1 protein-coding gene is annotated in these 312 nt (G+C 63.5%); it reads right to left on the reverse strand.

The features are described from left to right. Positions 1 to 74: 74 nt before the first annotated feature. Positions 75 to 312: hypothetical protein (locus SB679_RS23585; RefSeq protein WP_410704697.1), on the reverse strand; the 238-nt coding region annotated here is incomplete at its 5' end.

Genomic DNA, 312 nt, shown 5'->3' on the forward strand with positions numbered 1-312 from the left:
ATGGCATTGATCGAGGCGCACCGGGTCAGCGTTGAACCGGCTGCGGCGACCCACGCTATGGGACTGTCGCTGAACTAGGTGAGGTCGCGCGTGACTGCGGATATGAAGTCGGCGCGCTGCTGAACGATCATATCCCGGACGATCCGGGGCACGGCCTCATCGGTCGTGCGATAGACCTTGGCGAGCCGCAGTGCGGTTCGCAAGTTGATGCGGCTGTTGAGCGGCACCATGACCACGGCGCTGAATGATGGCCCGGCCGGAGTAAAGATCATCGAGTGGCCGCCGAGCAGCTTGTCGGAGAAGGGCAGCCAG

This window comes from Chryseobacterium sp. SIMBA_029 (assembly GCF_046535275.1).
In the GTDB taxonomy this organism is placed as follows: domain Bacteria; phylum Bacteroidota; class Bacteroidia; order Flavobacteriales; family Weeksellaceae; genus Chryseobacterium.